The organism is Salinibacterium sp. dk2585, assembly GCF_008001035.1.
In the GTDB taxonomy this organism is placed as follows: domain Bacteria; phylum Actinomycetota; class Actinomycetes; order Actinomycetales; family Microbacteriaceae; genus Homoserinimonas.
In genome coordinates this window covers 1,260,475-1,276,960 of the sequence record NZ_CP042856.1, presented here as the reverse complement: position 1 = coordinate 1,276,960, position 16,486 = coordinate 1,260,475, and the positions used below count along the sequence as shown (strand labels likewise).

15 protein-coding genes are annotated in these 16,486 nt (G+C 61.0%); 10 read left to right on the top strand and 5 right to left on the bottom strand.

Annotated features, from left to right (window positions below; translation table 11 throughout):
* Positions 1-136: 136 nt before the first annotated feature.
* Together FVA74_RS05995 and FVA74_RS05990 are read left to right on the top strand one after the other, a co-directional pair.
* The gene (locus tag FVA74_RS05995) at positions 137-1,147 is read left to right on the top strand and encodes a DUF808 domain-containing protein (RefSeq protein ID WP_147721173.1); all 1,011 of its coding nucleotides are present in this window, start codon (positions 137-139) and stop codon (positions 1,145-1,147) included.
* Between the two features lie 195 nt (positions 1,148-1,342).
* Complete coding sequence (locus tag FVA74_RS05990; RefSeq protein ID WP_147721172.1) at positions 1,343-1,774, top strand: pyridoxamine 5'-phosphate oxidase family protein; 432 nt, start codon at positions 1,343-1,345, stop codon at positions 1,772-1,774.
* Between the two features lie 109 nt (positions 1,775-1,883).
* Here FVA74_RS05990 and FVA74_RS05985 read toward each other — a convergent pair whose 3' ends face one another.
* Positions 1,884-2,657 carry a CPBP family intramembrane glutamic endopeptidase gene (locus FVA74_RS05985; protein ID WP_147721171.1) on the bottom strand — a complete coding sequence of 258 codons (774 nt, stop codon included), beginning with the start codon at positions 2,655-2,657 and terminating at the stop codon, positions 1,884-1,886.
* Between the two features lie 957 nt (positions 2,658-3,614).
* On the opposite strand from FVA74_RS05985, the gene FVA74_RS05980 reads away from it, so the two are divergent.
* From FVA74_RS05980 to FVA74_RS05965, 4 genes are all read left to right on the top strand, one after another.
* Positions 3,615-4,571 carry a TIR domain-containing protein gene (locus FVA74_RS05980; protein ID WP_168220075.1) on the top strand — a complete coding sequence of 319 codons (957 nt, stop codon included), beginning with the start codon at positions 3,615-3,617 and terminating at the stop codon, positions 4,569-4,571.
* Between the two features lie 255 nt (positions 4,572-4,826).
* Entirely contained in the window at positions 4,827-5,504 is a 678-nt protein-coding gene (locus FVA74_RS05975; RefSeq protein ID WP_147721170.1) for a hypothetical protein, read from the top strand.
* A 226-nt stretch (positions 5,505-5,730) separates the two neighbouring features.
* Positions 5,731-6,969, top strand: coding sequence for a hypothetical protein (locus FVA74_RS05970; RefSeq protein ID WP_147721169.1), 1,239 nt, complete (start codon positions 5,731-5,733; stop codon positions 6,967-6,969).
* Between the two features lie 33 nt (positions 6,970-7,002).
* Positions 7,003-7,968: a hypothetical protein gene (locus tag FVA74_RS05965; protein ID WP_147721168.1), complete on the top strand. Its 966-nt coding sequence runs from the start codon at positions 7,003-7,005 to the stop codon at positions 7,966-7,968.
* A 100-nt stretch (positions 7,969-8,068) separates the two neighbouring features.
* Here the strand turns inward: FVA74_RS05965 and FVA74_RS05960 are convergent, their stop codons facing one another.
* Complete coding sequence (locus FVA74_RS05960; protein WP_147721167.1) at positions 8,069-8,569, bottom strand: hypothetical protein; 501 nt, start codon at positions 8,567-8,569, stop codon at positions 8,069-8,071.
* Between the two features lie 620 nt (positions 8,570-9,189).
* Here FVA74_RS05960 and FVA74_RS05955 point away from each other — a divergent pair.
* Positions 9,190-10,191 (top strand): hypothetical protein, encoded by a 1,002-nt coding sequence (locus FVA74_RS05955; RefSeq protein WP_147721166.1) that lies wholly within the window; start codon positions 9,190-9,192, stop codon positions 10,189-10,191.
* Between the two features lie 124 nt (positions 10,192-10,315).
* Here the strand turns inward: FVA74_RS05955 and FVA74_RS05950 are convergent, their stop codons facing one another.
* Together FVA74_RS05950 and FVA74_RS05945 are read right to left on the bottom strand one after the other, a co-directional pair.
* Entirely contained in the window at positions 10,316-10,828 is a 513-nt protein-coding gene (locus FVA74_RS05950; RefSeq protein ID WP_147721165.1) for a hypothetical protein, read from the bottom strand.
* A gap of 338 nt (positions 10,829-11,166) precedes the next feature.
* The gene (locus FVA74_RS05945; protein ID WP_147721164.1) at positions 11,167-12,258 is read right to left on the bottom strand and encodes a hypothetical protein; all 1,092 of its coding nucleotides are present in this window, start codon (positions 12,256-12,258) and stop codon (positions 11,167-11,169) included.
* Positions 12,259-12,541: 283 nt separating this feature from the next.
* Between FVA74_RS05945 and FVA74_RS05940 the strand changes: the two genes are divergently transcribed.
* Positions 12,542-13,447, top strand: coding sequence for a hypothetical protein (locus tag FVA74_RS05940; RefSeq protein WP_147721163.1), 906 nt, complete (start codon positions 12,542-12,544; stop codon positions 13,445-13,447).
* A gap of 236 nt (positions 13,448-13,683) precedes the next feature.
* The gene (locus FVA74_RS05935; RefSeq protein WP_168220074.1) at positions 13,684-14,757 is read left to right on the top strand and encodes a ParA family protein; all 1,074 of its coding nucleotides are present in this window, start codon (positions 13,684-13,686) and stop codon (positions 14,755-14,757) included.
* A 158-nt stretch (positions 14,758-14,915) separates the two neighbouring features.
* Here the strand turns inward: FVA74_RS05935 and FVA74_RS05930 are convergent.
* Positions 14,916-16,168 (bottom strand): IS3 family transposase gene (locus FVA74_RS05930; RefSeq protein WP_147721161.1). Its coding sequence is split into 2 segments (ribosomal slippage): positions 14,916-15,886 and positions 15,886-16,168, totalling 1,254 coding nucleotides; the frame shifts between segments, so codons are not numbered across the junction.
* Positions 16,169-16,256: 88 nt separating this feature from the next.
* Here FVA74_RS05930 and FVA74_RS13820 point away from each other — a divergent pair.
* The gene (locus tag FVA74_RS13820; RefSeq protein ID WP_255471465.1) at positions 16,257-16,391 is read left to right on the top strand and encodes a hypothetical protein; all 135 of its coding nucleotides are present in this window, start codon (positions 16,257-16,259) and stop codon (positions 16,389-16,391) included.
* Positions 16,392-16,486: the final 95 nt, after the last annotated feature.

Below are 16,486 nucleotides of genomic sequence, written 5' to 3'. Positions count from 1 at the left end.
CCTCTGAGGCGGGCCACTCCATCTATGGCCTGCCCGTTTGATCTATGGCCTGCCCGTTTGCCTATACTGCGACTATGCCAACCACGCGAGGCGTCCAACCTCGACCGTTCACCCGCACGAATCTCGGAGTCCCCCTGTGAGCGGCGGTCTCGTCGCGCTCTTGGACGACATCGCAGCCCTGGCCCGCATAGCGGCCGCTTCCCTTGACGATGTCGCCGCCGGAGCCACGAAGGCGGGGGCCAAAGCGGCAGGCGTCGTGATTGACGATGCGGCTGTCACGCCGCAGTACGTGTCTGGGTCGCATCCGTCACGTGAACTGCCGATGATCAAGAAGATCTTCTGGGGGTCGCTGAGAAACAAGCTGCTGATCATCCTGCCTGCGCTGCTGCTCGTGAGCGCGTTCATCCCGGCTGTGATTCCGTTCATCCTCATGTTGGGTGGCACCTACCTCTGTTACGAGGGCGCCGAGAAGGTGTGGCACAAGCTGCGAGGCCACTCGGCGGCGAAGGAGGTACCCGCGGTCGAACGGGGTCCCGAGGCGGAGGCCAAGGTGACCAAGGGCGCCATCACGACCGACTTCATCCTGTCGTGCGAGATCATGGTGATCTCGATGAACGAGGTGGCCGAGGAGTCCCTCTGGGTTCGGGCGGCCATCCTGGTGGTCGTCGCGATCGCGATCACGATCCTCGTCTACGGCGCCGTGGGGCTCATCGTGAAGATGGACGATATCGGCCTGCACCTCACCACAAAGGACTCCGAGGGCACCCAGCGCCTCGGGCGGATGCTCGTCAAGGGGATGCCCGGCGTCCTGGCCGCGATCACCCTCGTCGGGACGGTGGCCATGCTGTGGGTGGGCGGTCACATCATGCTGCAGGGCGTCTACGACCTCGGTTGGCACCTGCCCTACGACGTGGTCCATCTTCTCGAGACACCTTTCGTCGACATCCCAGTCGTGGGCGGCTTCCTGGTCTGGCTCGTCGACACCCTGTGCTCGGCCATCCTCGGACTCGTGTGGGGGCTTGCCGTCTTTGCGGTCGTGCACCCGCTCCTGAAGGCGCTGCCACTCGGCAAGAAGAAGGGCGGGCACGAGGAAGGCGACGTTCGCGCGGCAATCGCTGGCTACCGGCCGACGAAACGGGGCGACTGAACCCAACTCGCCACAGTCGCATAGCCCGTGGGATGCCGCCGCGCCGTATTGACGACAGGCGCATGGCGCAGCAATAGCCACTCGAGACTCCGGGAGCCAGAACTGCAGGCCCCGCGTCGGGCAGGGGACCTAGGACCCTGTTCCGGCTCACCTCCTCGGCGATCGTTGTCCTGTCGCCCGCAGAAGGAGGATGCCGTGTCTCTCAGTGACGAAAGCCCGATCACTTCACTCAGTGATGATGAGTGCTGGGGTTTATTGCCGACGAGTCAGCTCGGTCGTCTTGCCGTCAGCGTTGGCGGGTCTCCGGACATCTTCCCTGTCAACTATGTGGTTGACGGCCGGTCTGTCGTCTTTCGCACCGCAGAGGGAACGAAACTGCTGGAGCTGACCATCAACAGCAACGTGGCCTTCGAGGCTGACGGGTGGGACGAACTCACTGCCTGGAGTGTTGTTGTGAGGGGGACTGCGAGGCAACTGGAGCGCCAGCGGGACATCCTCCGCGCGGACGAACTGCCACTACGACCGTGGACGCCGACCTTGAAGTACATTTACGTCCGGATATCGCCTGAAGTGGTGACGGGTCGACGAATCGTCAGGGGCGAGGAGCCGGAGCGCTACCTCGTGTGAGGAGGTGTGGCAAGGCCGGCGGTTCCACGGGAGGGGATGGCGGCGTTCTGTTCACAGCACGAGTAGAGAGGCGGTAGCGCAGCCGAGATTGGATGAGGACGCCCTCGATTCAATGCTGCGCGGATTCTCCCGCCGGTGATGGGTCATCGCTGAATGTGGGATGAACCCCCCGCCTTCGTAGCACCATGGCCAGGTAGACGGCGTAAGCCGCGCCTATGATGACGGTCACTCCGAGCATCCGCCACTCGGACTCCGCACTCGCCTCCGTGAGGCTCCCGCCGATATTGAAGAGCGCGTGGAACGCTATGAGTGGCACAATCGTCCCTGACACAGCGAAGAGCAGCGTCAGCACCACACCGATGACGATGGCGCCTGCGACCTGGATGATCTGCTCAGTGCCCGTGTATCCGCGCGCGAGGTTGAGGATGTGTCCGATGCCGAACGTGACACCGGAGATAGCGACAGCGCGTGCCAGGCTGCCCTCATTGAGGATCGCGCGGAACAAGAATCCCCTGAAGAGCACTTCCTCAACGATGCCAACGCCGATCATCAGCAAGATGATGAGCAGCACCGTCATCAAGTCAAGGCGTTCCCTGAAACCATTCGCGAACTGCAGTACGACGAGAACCGCCAGAGGCAAGTACAGCAGCGTCCCGCGGAACTGGTCCCTTCGAATGGGCCGAAGGCCGTAGCGGCGAGCCCAACCATTTCTGATCACGTAAAGGACGAGTGCGATCGAGAATACAAGCAGGAGCGGAGCAGTTGCCGAGTTGGGTTCGCCGAACAGCTCGGACGCCCAATCGCCCACAGAAACGAGGAGCACGTAGGCCACGATCCAGACGACTGCGTGCCAGACCGGCTGCACATCGTGGAGTTTCTTCATTGGTGTCTCCCTGCTTCCGCGCGGGCCGACAGTCTTCGTCACCACGGCCAGCCGCCGCAGGGCGCCAGCCTTACACACTCAGCCGTGCCCTTCTCCAGCTTCGCGCCACCGAAGCACAAGCACGCCCGGAAAGACAGTCGGCACCGCTCCGTTCAAGTGCCCCAAGCGTCCAAGCGTCCAAGCGAGGCACGATCGCACGGCGAACTGAGCGCTGGTCCGTAGCCGCCCATCGAATTCGAGACCATCATGACCGCACCGGCCGCACCCTCGGCCCGCGCCCGAACACTCTCGGGCGCGCCATTTTTCGTTAACCCGCGCGTTGAACGCCGCCTAGATCGCGCCAGGACCCTGCCGCCATGGTGCAACTAGCGCCCAATGGGCACGAAAAAGGGCCGGTACCCAGATTTCTCTGCGTACCGGCCCAATTCTCTGAACAATCTGCGTAGATTGTCCGAAGTACTCTCTGTGGGAGGTTCGGACAATTGAAAACCCCTGATCGGAGAAACCGATTTCCGAGGTACCCGAAAGTCATTCCACACGATAACTCCTGAGATTCCACGCTCATCCTCGGTGCTCAATGATCTCAGGGGTTCACAGCCGTCTTCGCGGACTGACCCAAGGCGTCCGAAGAAGGGAGCCAACTCTCCTGCGCGGGCTGCCACGCCGCTACAGCAGAGTTGGCATACGGACTCGCGCCGAGAGCAGCCTCTGATCCAGTCACGAAGCTGGCGAGGTGAGAGCGCAGCTTCACTGATTGTCGTCGGCATTCGAATCGAAGGCATCCAGCGCCTCTGAAACTTCGATGCTGTTCGAGTCCCTTTCGCTGGGCTCTATCTATTCCATCTCCATACGAAGCTCGTTGACATCCATGTCGAGACCGTGTCCATGTGCGAGGGCTTCGACTTCACAAGCCGAGAGCTCATGAGCTCATGAGCCGTTTGTCCATAGAATTCGGATATGGCCCGAATTGATCCGCTGCAGTCCGCCGCAGCCGCATTTACCGCCGACCAATGGGACGAGGACGACTGGCGACAGTTTGGCCGCGACACCGGGACCTCGGATATCCTCGTAAACCACTCCCGGCTGTACCGTTCGCTTAGCTTTGGAGACAAGGACTACCCGGACGCAGCAATGGACGTTCTTGGGCGAATCCTAAGCGAGGCAGCGGAGGACCACACGGGCGAAAGAGGCCGCATGGAGCTCTTGGCCGATTCGATGCCGGAGCTTCCAAGGTGGCTCGCTTCAAATGCACCTGCCCGCACCAGACGTCTGTTCACCGAGTACCTGGCAGCTCGCGACATCTCAGAGATCCCCGTTTCTTGGATCGACAGCCATTACGACAACCCAGGGCCCGTGGCTGAACCCCTCGTCGGAGATCCTTCCGAGCCGACGCCGGCTGTACCGATAACCTCGCTCCCCGTGGATGCGGACACGAAGCGTGTGGACGGGGAGACAACGGCTTCTAAGCCCCCCACGACGCGGCCCAAATTATTCATCGTCCACGGCCACGACGAAGCAGCACGCGACTCGATCCGAATCTACGTGCACGGACTTACTGGTGTTATGCCCACTTCTCTCGCCGAGGAGGCAGGCAATGGCGCAACCATTATCGAAAAATTCGAGAAGCACGGTTCCGACACTTCGTTCGTAATCGTCCTCCTCACGCCCGACGACGTCGGCCAAACGGTCGCCGCCCATGAGGCAGGCGCGGCACCCAACCCCCGCGCTCGGCAAAACGTCGTGCTTGAGCTCGGCTACTTCATCGGAAGAGTCGGGCGCGACAAGATCGTCGTCGTCAATGCAGACGTCGAGCGCCCCTCCGACCTCGCGGGTCTGAGTTACGTCGAATATCCCGGTACGAACTGGAAGGACGCTCTCCGCGTGGAACTCAAAGGAGCAGGGCTCACGTCCTAGCTTGTTGCTCTGAGCTCCTCGCGAACCAGCCGGCGATCCACGTCTTCGCGGTTTGTCGTTCAGCGCCGACGATTTTCGCCTGTGTGGGTCGACGGGGCGGCAAGGAAGGGGCGCCCCGGCGCAGCACACGGCTACAGCACTTGGAAATCGAAGAAGGACTCGCACCGAGGAAGTACCGTCACGAAGGGGCTGCCGGCTGAAGCGAGAGCTGATGCCAGCACATTGGATATGGCTGGCCCAGATACGCTCATCAGCATGGAGACCTCAACGCCGGTATGGGTGGCTATAGTCGTCGCGGTGATCGCTCTCCTTGGCGTCCTGATCGCCCAAAGCATCGCGTTGTACAACGAGCGAACTCGACGTCGTGACGAGCAAACGAAACTTGTCCGCGAAGAAGTCCACGCTGTAATGATGACGTTCTTCAACTTCTCCGCGTTCGCCCAAACGACATGGCCTGGCAAGCGAATGGATACAGTCTGCGAGGTCTATGACGAAGAGTGGAGCAAGGTCGCCGGGCCCTTAGCGGCCGGAGCCGCGAACATGGCGGGTCGAGGAAGACATCGTGATGCGGCGTTAACTCTGATGGACGGAATCGGTCTGCAGTCAACTGCGTACCGCGAGGGCGAGAGTATCGGCCAAACTCCTCAAATTGGGTACATCCAGATGTCTTGGGCAGGCTTCGAAATCGTCGCGGCTTGGCTCCGAGGCGAAGCTCTTCCGCGCCACGCACGTCGCGTTACGCGTAGCGCACGGCGAATGCGTACTCGGCTAGACGCCGAGTACGCATCTCGGCGGCTCACCGAGAATGAAGCACGCCCGACTGGCGTTGTGCGGTTTGCCTTCCGCAAGACTCGTTGGTGGGTGAAGGCACAATGGAAGAAGTGGATTGCTAGGCCGGCATTGAAGGTCTGGAACTTTCTTTTCGCTCCGTAACGCTCACCGGAAATCACGTGTCCAAGCGATATAGCGAGTTTCCGTGTATTGACTGCTGAACGGATAGGTGACACCGTCATCTACCCTGCGGCAGCCCCGTCTTCGAACTGGACAGGCATGTTTCACCGCAGCAGACCAAGTCGAGCCCTCCGCTATGTTTGGCGGCATAGGTCGCGGCACTCTCCCGGCCTTGTTGCCAGGCCTGCGGGCCATAGGAGGTCACGCTGTGAGCGACAACATCGAGCTAATTAGCGATGGAGAGGGTGTGGCTCTTGTAGGTAAGAAGTCCGCCGTCGAGCGGTTCCTCCGCGAGAAGGGCCTACTCGCGAGCTCTCAGCAACTCAACCTGGACAAATTGGGCGATCTCGCTCAGACCGTTGACGCCCTCGCCGGTGGGGTCTCCGAGATTGCATCGAGCTCTGGCAGGTGGGTCAAGCTGACGGAGGAGTCCGCTGAGCTGGTCAAGGAATTCGGCTTCATGGAGTCGAAGACTCGCGGCGTGAGCCACGCAATGATTGGTGACCCGGGTTCAATTGGCAAGTGGCTACAGGTCGAGAACGGTGCCGGCACCCTCCTCACCAACCCGGCCGTGCTCGCGGGAGCTGCTGGAGTGATGGCACAGATCGCGCGCCAGCAAGAGATGCGCGAGATCAAGGCATACCTGCGACAGATCGACTCAAGAGTTACCGAGGTGCTTCGCGCTCAAAAGGATGTGGAGCTCGCCAAGCTATTCGGCTCCCGTCGCAGCATCGATCGCGCCTTGAGCGTGCGGGAAGAGCAGGGCGGCCAAACGGACCCGACGACATGGTCGACTGTGCAAGACAGAGTCGGAGCGATAGATGACCTACTGAGTTGGGCAATCGTCGGTCTCGATCGAGCCGCGAGCAAGTTGGACGACGTGAAGAAGGCGAGCGAGCGCGCGAAACTCGCCAGCAGCGTGGAAGAAGAGGTCGCCGAGTTCTTGGCCGTCATCGCCCATTGCTTTGAACTGCAGGACGCGCTCGACGTGATGCGTCTCGACAGGGTCTTGGAAGAATCACCCGACCGGCTCGATGACCAACGCAACGCGTTGGAGAGACATCGGCGAGAGAGACGCTCGGAGATTCTGGAGGCGTCTGAGCAGTTGGTAGCGCGGATGGACGAGGCAGCAGGAACAGCGAACTCGCACGTGGTGCTGCACTCCAGGCCAGCAAAAAAGGTCTCGGGCGCGGCAAACAACGTAGGGAAAGCAGTGGCCGACCTGCACACACCACTCGGAATCAGCTCGAAACGCCAGGAAGTAACAGTGCCCGCATGGCTGCGTGCTGCTCGGGACACAAGACAACTGCAGAACGCCGGCAAAGAGGTCGGTCCGAAGTTGATTGTTCCAGCACTGGCCGTTGGAGGGGTCGCACTGTACATACATCCAACAACGCGTCCCCTGGCGAGAAGAGCGCTCGATGCAGCAAGGAGCGCGCTGGGATGAATCGTCGATATGCCGAGCGCTTGGTATGCGTGCGTGGTGTCCAACGAGTTTGACCCAGCACGGTTGCGTGTAGCCCGAGCCAGCGAGCACTCGGCGGAGATGGCTCACGTATGGAACGAGTTCCTGGAGCCCCACCCCTTCGAGTTCCGATTGCGACGAATGTCGATCGCGGAGTACGAGATGCAAGTCCATCTGCGAACCCCCATGCCACCAGCGCTGTCGGTCCTCTTCGGAGAATGGCTGTACAACCTGCGAAGCGCACTCGACTATGTGATCTGGGCTGCGGCCGTGCACACCTCAAGGCAATACCCGCCACCTGGCGAATCCGCCCTGCAGTACCCGATCTATGACGATGAGTCGTCCTGGCGGCGAAATCTCTACCGGCTCGCGCCGCTTGCAGAACATCATCGCGAGATGCTCCTGACTATGCAGCCCTTCAATTCCAACCCAGACGGAAACTACCTCGGCTGGCTCAATCGACTGGCCCGAATCGACAGACACAGGACCCTCGCAGTGTCGACCGCACGAATCGCAGAGGCCGAGCCCGTCATTGGGGTGCCGCGTGACGCCGCTCCCGTATTCAGCTGGGGCGAGCGAACCGTCCGGAATGGAATCTGCCGCCTCGGACGCCTCAAGTTCGAACGCGCGGTGGAGCCCGAAGAACTGCAATACAACCCTCGCGTTGGAATCGATCCCGAAATTGACGAATGGTCCGCGTCGCCGTTCTGGAGAAAAATCCGCTTCTTGGAACGTCTCCGCATGATTGAGCTCTTCGTCGCTGTCGAAATCACCATCTACGAGTTCGACACGACCGGCAACTCCGAAAAGGTCGAGCGCCTGTCCGAATCATTCCGAAATGAAGTGCTCCAGCGTCGAGCGTCGCAAGTTGAAGAGCCGATCCGACGCCCGGGGGACATTGACATGAAGTGGAGCGACCCGGTGACAGGCCGCGAGAGTAGTCGAAGTCGGCTGCTAGGCGAGGACTTTCCATCGCGCTGAGCAATTTTGGGTTGGTTGAAGCGGGCGAGCGCTGGAGAATCCATACTGCCGCTGAGTCGCTTGTTCGAACCCGGCCCTCACTGCAGAACTAGGTAGTTTCCTACTCGACGCGGCGAAACCGCCTTCCAAATTGACTCCTCGGGCCAATTCCGATTGCTCTATTCATCAGGGCGAGTAAGACACCTCTCGCCTGCGCCTGTGCGTCCGCATCGTCCACATCAAAGTTGACGAGATCGTTGGGTTCAGAGAGCTGCTCGAAAGCGACCGCTCTGTCCAGTGCAAGTCCGTGACAGCGTCCGGCCGCCTGCCGAACAACGTCGGGACCCAGGAGGTACACCCTGGAGACAGCGGCTCCGAACCGGCGCTCAGCATCGCTGACTACTGACTTGTACTTGTCGACATCATGGGGCCGTTCAACGAGCATTCGAATGCGGTCAGTCGTAGACGCGCTGTCCCATGCATCAAGTGCGATCAGGAACTCGGTGTAGGCCTCCATTCTTGACTGTCGTATCCAGCGGTCATGCTCACGCCCGCTCTGTAGGGTTCCGCCGAGGATGCTGAAAATACCGGCGAGCGCCGCGCCTAGGACGAGGGGAATCAAGGTCGACCATGGTTCAGGAATCATTCGGCGACTACCTCGCGTTCATGCCTACATTGTTCACTCGCCGTCCTGGCGCATCATCGAACTCTAGCGATGGGGCATGCAGCGTGGCGACGAGTCCCGTGCGCCCTCCATCTTGATCGCGCGCAGTCCCACGAAACGCGTACGGCGATCCGTGCTGCCGCCCAAGGAACGCGAGTGCTATTCAACGAAGAGACCAGAGCGCTGCCCACAAGATAGACCCGACCCCGCTGTCGCCTACAGCAACGATCACACCGACGGGGAGCAAGGCCCTCACAACAAGAACCGTGCTGAGACGTGCGGTAGCCCCCCAGCCATCTCGCACTGCCTCCGCGATACTGAACCACATTCCCGACTCGGGTCCGGCCCCAGGCTTCCGGCGTTCTGCCGCCATCGCCAGTCACCTCCTCAACTTCTGTCTCGCGCAGCCCCAATTTGACCGCTCTGTCGGCCAGTAATCCACAGATGACCGGGGCTGTCCACTATGCTGAAAAGACGCTTCAACCAGCCAGACTCGATCACGAAGATTAACGGTTGTGAGACGACGCCTCTGCCCGGTTAAGACGTTCAGATTTATTCGACATAAATGGGGGTTGTCCATGGCCGACACCGTTGACTTCACCCGCCCGCCGACCTCGAAGGAGCGGTTGAAACTGCAGGCACGTCTTCAACGGCTTGGTCGACCGGAACACGTCGCTAGGATCGATCGGGTCTACGGGGCCATGCCCGGCACGATTCCATCCACCGGACTCGTCGTCCGCTCGGGCTTCTCGTATCGAGAAAGCGATATCGATCTTGATGCGTCAGACCGAAAGGCCCCGCCGCGCAACCAGCGGCCGCCAGCTACACGATTGATCACGAGCCGCGGAGCGACTCTCCGCTTTGCCCTGACACTTCTCGCCCTCGTGCAGACGAAGCGCAAGCCAGGCGCGAAAGCACGACTAGGTGAGTTGGGCTTCGGGGTAGCAGGCAGCTCAAGAACGCTCGGATTGGCAGACCTGATTGTCACTGACGCAGCCGACAGCAACCAGGGCGGAGTGTACCTGACAGCAAGGAACAAGCGTGCGCGCAGCGTGCGAAGTGCGCTCGCTGCCCTGGCCGAGGCGGGCCTCGTCGCAATACCTGGCGAACCTGGCGCGCGCGATCGAATGAAGGACTTTGTTCTTCTTAACGAATGCGGCGTCGAAGCCGTCGGAGAAAAGGAAGAGTACTACGTGCCGAGTCGAGGCGAGGCGACATTTGAAATGCCCGCCGGGTTCGTCGCAAACGGATGGTTGCATGTTCTCGAAGATTCAGAGATCGCTCTCCTACTGATGGTGGCGTGCCAGAAAGGTGGGTGGCCCGAGAACGGGCTTCTCGTGGTCCCCGCTGACGTCCGGCTGAGACATTACGGAATCCATCGTGACGCATACTCATCGGCGCGAAAGGTGCTGGAATGGTGTGGCCTGTTGATGGTAGAGGAGGTGGCGCGGCACCGCGATGGCAGAGCAGAGAACGCAGAGCTTCGGGTCCACAGGCTCGGACTCATTCCGAGCGGATTCGAAGCGCTAGCGGTTCCGACGACGATCGAGGCACTGGCGCGCCAGATCACTCGCTTCTAGAGAGCCACTCAACTCCGACGGGCGTCGTGTCCCAGTGAATAGTCTTGGACACGGAGGGGCGGGGCTTCGGAGCTGGACGTAAGTGCTGTTATCAGCGTGAAGGCGGTCTCGCGCCTTCCCGAGCTCAGATCCGCAGCGAGCCGTCGCCGACCACATCGCTGATGCGCTGGGCGAGGCCGGGAATGTACTCGTCCGGGTTCGATCCGATGGTGTCGAGATGGTCGCCGATGATCGACACCAGATCCTGCACGGTGCCCTCGAAGAGGATCCTGACGCGATCGACGTCCTCGATCATGCGGATCTCTGTCTCGATGCCCGTCCAGATATCCGCCCACTGTCCGAAGAACTGGTGGGCAAGGCGATTGCGCTCTGCAACGGCGAGGGTGAGCTTGTCTTCCAGGGGCGGGTTCTGCGTGAGCGATCGAAGCGCAGCGAACACCGTCCCCATCGTCGACGTGGAGAGTGTGTTGAAGGCTGGCTCCAGTTCCTCGTGAGAGGCGAAGTGCTTCGTTGCCACCCGATGTACCTGAACCAGAACCCGGAGCCAGTATTCGAGAGCCTGCGCACCATGCATCGCCCTGCCATACGCAGCGAAGACATGCTCCTCGGCAGCACTACTGGAATCGATGAAAGGCATGGGAGGACGATATCGACGATTCGCCGCTTGCGGCGAGACCTGGGATGACGACCGACCCGCAGGAATGACGGATTGTTGAGCGCGGGGGAGCGGAGAACGACCACCAACCCGGAAGGATTCCTACCGTGTTCATCTCGGCGTCCACCTGCGCTGCCACGTCAGCAATCCACAAGGATCACTTTTTGGTTGCCGACCCTACGTGCCGGTTCCCACCGCAGACCGGAGTCTTCGCGAGCAACTGCCCGGAACATCCGGATAGTTGGCTTCTGTTCCACGGGCCGTCACACCGCGTCCGTGTGGACCTGAGCCGGGTATCCAATGGCACCCGGTTGCACCGCCTAGTCGTCGAGCCCGAACGCTGCCGAGACTTGCTCGATGGTGAACTGTTGACGGAGCTTCGCCACAGTGTTCTGATTGGCAAACATTCCGGTCTTCCAGAACCCCTGCTCTTTCGGCACGGTGTAGGTCCATTCGACTGGGACCGCCCATTCCGCGAAGTTGTCATCCTCATCGCCGTCGTGGCGATAGTTGCCGACAAGGTTCAGGTCCGTGAGAAGGGCCGCGGCGCCGTCAATCGTGACTGCAGTCTCATCGAAGCGCTGGGCTCCTCCGATGACTGTGCCGACGCCGACGTATCCGATCTTCGGTATGCACGCGAAGATACGGGCACCGGGTTGGAGGTTCTTCAGGGTGCGTGAAAACCACTCTCCACCGCCGGCAGAAATGAATCCGTGCTTCATCGCGTCTGCCCACTGGCGGCCGCCGGGATTGTCGCCAAAGGACACGTACCAATCAGAGCCGTTCCACGGCTCGCGCGTCTTTGTCTTACGGGACGAGATCGCGTTCGTTGTCGCTGTCTGGCCGTCATTCTCGACCAGCCAAGTACGAGCGAGATAGACGGCTCCGTTGTCGATGAAATGACGGAAGAAGACGACGTTGATGGGCACCCCGAAGTCTTCGTTCAGGAATCGAACGATTCGCTCGGTGGCGGGATCGACGCTCGCGGCGACGATCGTGAAGACCTGAGCGGCGTTAACTTCGCCCGGCAAAGTTTCGTTAAACCGTTCAGCGAAGGCCTCTTCAAGAGCAGTACCCGGGCTGTAAAGGTCGTAGATCGCGTGGATCTCGGCCCGGCCGAGCGTTGCGACCCACGATCCGTAGTCGAGCGTCTGTGCGGTCACCTCTCGCGGGGTCTTGTCACGTTTGAGTTCGATAACATGAACTGCTGCGGTCTCGTCAAGAGCGAGAAGGTCGATATAGCCACCGTGAGCCGTAGGCACCTGCCTGCCGATGATAAGCAGCGTCGTACCGAGCATCGCGGAGTCGGATTCGATGTAGTTCTCCAGCTGCGACTCCAAACCAATCGCAGTGGGCACAATCCTGACCAGCTTGTCTCCCTCTGCCCTCCACAGACCCATTTCTACAGCCATTACAGCTTCTCCGCTTCAGTCCCAGGATCCCACGAGCGAATGCCGCGGTCAGGTTTCGCTCACCCGCACTCAGTCTGACAGCGAATCGCACCGCGAGGCGATCAACCTCGGACGCTGCCACCCCGCCGAGGCTGCCAGACGCCGGTATGCGTGCTTGCGCCCGTCGGCGCGCGTCGATAGGTTGCGGACCGAGACATCAGATAACGGGCATGACATAGGTACTGGCGTCAGCTCGTGTCGCGCTCGTTGACCGCCCCATGACCGAGCGCAGGAGGATGAATCGGTGAGAACAGAGGATGACCGCGCGCCCGAGCGCATCCAGTACCTGCTCGCGATGTTCGAATCGATCGAGAGCAACTCTGCGGACTTCTACGATCTCGCAGCCGAAGGCTCCGAGCTCGTAGAAGACGACCATCAGCTGGCCCCGTTTCAGGCAAGCCACCTCGTTGGGCATTGTCTTGCCGTTTCGATAGACGCTCTCCGAACCGTCCGCCTAGTGCTTCGAAAGGACGACGCGGGCGGTCTTCGCGTACCTATGATTGGTGCCTACCCGCTCTTGCGAACCGTGATCGAAGCTAGCTCTCTTGCTGTATGGCTCCTAGCACCCGCAGACCAGACGGAGCGGCTGAAGCGCGTCCTTCGAACTCGAATGGACGACATCCTGCACGACGATCGCTTCGTCGTGACCATGACGGCGCAGGTCGAAGGAGAAGACCGATCTGCTAGGTCGCGGAAGCAGAAGACACGGCGGGCCAATTCCACGGACGTGCGGGCGAAAAAGCGCCTCCTCCGCGATCTTGCCGCCGCGGCGGGCATCAACTCAGACGAGATCAACACAGGCTTGCCCGGTTTTGGCTACATCATCGAGCAGGCCGCGCCCGAACTCGGTCTCGACCCGAATCTAACCCGCGGCACCTGGAGTTTCGTGAGCGGGCTCACTCACCCGTCCGTGTCGAGATCATTGATGGGCTCCTCCATCGAATGGGTGAACGATGATTCGCAGGCCTTGATCACGGCCAATCTCGACAACCTCGCATGGGCTATGGACGCCGCCTTGAACGCGCTTCTCACGGCCCTCAGGCTAACCTCGGAGCGTGGCGGCCGGCCCGAGATCGATTGGACACCCGGACCGGATTTCCCGCCGCCGTCTGACTACACCCATATGAGCCGTCCGAGCGATCAAGCCTAGTTCAGGTGCTGTCGACCTGCTTCGGGCCAGGTGCACGCTACCCCGACGAGATAGGTCCGGTAGAGCCTGCGAGAACATCTGGTGGACCGATTTGGGTGCCGCGGCCCGTGAGAAGGCATTGGTTTCCTCAGGCCGGCGCGATGAAGGTCGGATGGAGATCCCGTTTCGAAACGCTGAGGCCAAGCGTGCTGTATAAGCTGAGCGAAGCTTGACCACGATAGCGAGAGTTGGACCTAGTGAAAACCATTGCCTTCTTCAACAACAAGGGTGGGGTCGGGAAGACGACCCTGGTCTGCAACTTGGGGCACTATCTCTCGACGGTTGAGGGCAAGCGAGTCTTGATCGTAGATCTCGACCCTCAGTGCAACTCAACACAGTTGATTCTCTCTGCCGACCGCTGTGCTGCGCTCTATTGGCCCGATGAAGTAGTGGAAGGAATCCTGGGCGAGAACGTGGAGGACCTGTGGGGAGACGCGCTACGCGTCGATACGATCTACGACGCGGTCCGGCCTTTGGAAGAGGGCGAGGGTTCGGTGGCAACAGTGACACCTGTGCGCGCCGTGGCGAATCGGTTTGCGGTGGACTTACTCCCTGGTCACCCCAGAATGTCCGTCTTTGAAGACCAGCTGGGGCAGTGGTTTCGCGACGCGACGTCCGGAGACATCGCCGGACTTCGCAAGACACTGTGGCTGACACAGTTACTGGAAGGACTTGAGGCTGAATACGACGTAGTTCTGTTCGATCTGGGACCTTCACTCGGTGCTCTCAATCGTTCAGTCCTGGCGTCCTCCGACTTTTTTGTCACGCCCATGGGAGCAGACATTTTCAGCATCGTGGCCTTGCGGAACATCGCGGAATGGTTGACCCATTGGGTTCGTCTCTACAAACAGGGTGTTGCGCTTTGTAACCTCAATAACCCCGGCGCGACAGCCCGTTTCTCGATACCAGCCGAGCTGTCAATCGAGCGTGGGTTCGCTGGCTACACAATTCAGCAATACTCGACAGTCACTATTCGAGGCGAGCGCCGAGCCACGGTCGCATACGATCAAATTCTCAATCAGGTCCCTTCACAGGTAGCTGCCCATCTGCACGCGCTTGCTATTCCTGCACTGCAGCTAGAAGCACTCAAGCTGGGTGACGTGCCCAACTTGCGAAGCTTGGTACCTCTGGCTCAAAGCGCAAACGCGCCACTTGCGTCGCTGGCATCCGCGGATGGATTAGCCGGCGGACAGTACAGTCAGCAGAAGACTTACACCTCGCTAATTGACAACGTCGGCGCGAGGCTTACCGAAAACTGTCTGCAGTCGTGAACGACTTCTGGCCGGTGGACCTAGTGCAGGCTTTCTCCCAACGGCGTGGGATCGTCTTCCTTGGCGCTGGCGCCTCTGCTAGTTGTGTGTCGCCCACAGGAAAGAGACAGCCCAACTGGTGAATCGCCCCGGCATGTCCGGAGAGCGTATTACTGGTGTCAGCCCGCTCGTTCGAGAGGTTCCGTCAGAGCGTAGTCGAGGTGCTCGAGTTCGACGGGTGTGAGGTCGTGGATCGAGCCGTGGATGCGCTCCGTGTTGAACCAGTGGACCCACCCAGCGGTTGCGGCCTCGACCTGGTCAACGTCTCGCCATGGGCCTTCGTGATGAATGAGCTCGGTCTTGTAGAGCCCGATCTGCGACTCGGCCAGGGCGTTGTCGTAGGCATCGCCAACGGAGCCGACCGAGGGGTCGATGCCCTCCTCGACGAGCCGGTCGGTGAACGCAATCGAGGTGTAGACGCTGCCGGCATCGGTGTGATGGGTCAGTGCAGTGAAGTCGTCGGCGCCCTCACGGCGGCGGGTGAACAGCGCCATCTCTAGGCAGTCGAGCACGAGCGGCGTCGTCATGCTGGTCGCCGCCCGCCAGCCGAGGATCCGGCGGGAGTGCGCGTCGAACACGAACGCGACGTAAACCCAGCCGGACCACGTCCACACGTAGGTGAAATCGGCCACCCAGAGCTGGTTCACTCGAAGCCTTGCGAAGTGCCTGTCGACGAGGTCAGCCGGTCGGGTCTCCCGCGGATCGATATCGACCAGGCGACGGCGCTTGCCGCGCACCACGCCCGCGATCCCAAGTTCGCGCATGAGTCGCTCCACCGTGCAGCGGGCGATGTCGTGCCCGTCGCGGCGGAGTCGTAGCCAGAGCTTGCGGGCGCCCAGGAGCCGGCGCTGCGCCTGCCAGGTGGTCAAGATGATCTGCTTCCACCGTTCATCTGCCAGCACGCGCGCCGAGGGACCGCGTCCTCGGGCGTCGTAATAGGTCGATGGGGCGATCCGTGCCCCGTGCTCAGTGAGCACGGAACAGATCGACTCGACACCCCACCGCAAACCGCCATCGGTGCGGTCCTTGTGCGCCTCGATGAAGGCGACTATCGCTGATGTGGCCGGTCGAGTTCGGCCGCGAAGAAAGCTGACGCCGCCTTCAAAATCTCGTTCGCCCGACGCAACTCAGCGTTTTCGCGCTTGAGCTTCTTGATCTCCGCCTGCGCCTCGGTCGTCAGCCCGGGACGCTGCCCGGTGTCAACCTCGGCGCGGCGGCACCAGAGACGGATTGTCTCCGATGAGCCGACGCCGAGCATCTTCGCGACCGCGCTCAGCGCGGCGTACTCGCTCGGATAGTCAGGGCGCACCTCGGCGACCATACGGACAGCGCGCTCACGAAGCTCGCGCGGATACTTGCTGGGTCGTGCCATGAGACAGATCCTTCCAAAGAACTCTGTCTCCGGACATGCCGGGGCGATTCACATCGCCCTCGCACTCGTCGCAGAGAACCTCCGCCAAATGCTGACCTTCTTCCAACAGCGACTTCAAGCCAAGGGAACCTTCGGCTCGAAGACCAGATACGCCGCAGACGCGTACTGGCAGAGCCCCGGCCACATCGACCCGCCCGAGGTCACCGCGCCTCAGCGGCGATAGCCCGAGGCTGAATCACAGACATCACACCGCAAGACCGAACGATACGGCGCGCCTGAAATCACTCAGGCGCGCCGTTTCGTCGTTAAACCGCGCGT